Genomic DNA, 228 nt, shown 5'->3' with positions numbered 1-228 from the left:
GAAACTCACCTCAAGATGAGATTTCCCATTCCTATATGGAAGTAAGACCCCTGAAAGATGATCAGGTAGATAGGTTGGAAGTGGAAGTGCAGTGATGTACGGAGCGGACCAATACTAATCGGTCGAGGACTTAACCAAGTAGAAATGGTGTTCAAGGTACAGAAAATTAATATTAGCTAGTTTTGAGGGAACGAAGTTCTTTCAGGAATTAAATAGTGTGGTGGCGAT

Annotated in this window: 1 rRNA gene; it reads left to right on the top strand. The window is 41.2% G+C overall.

Annotation, left to right across the window (positions count from 1 at the left end):
• Positions 1–138: ribosomal RNA gene (locus CBI42_RS12165) — 23S ribosomal RNA — on the top strand; the annotation flags it as partial.
• Positions 139–228: the final 90 nt, after the last annotated feature.

This window comes from Streptococcus sp. KR, from assembly GCF_002238115.1.
Classification (GTDB): Bacteria; Bacillota; Bacilli; order Lactobacillales; family Streptococcaceae; genus Streptococcus.
The sequence above is the reverse complement of the archived record's forward strand: the minus strand, read 5'-3'. Positions and strand labels throughout refer to the sequence as shown.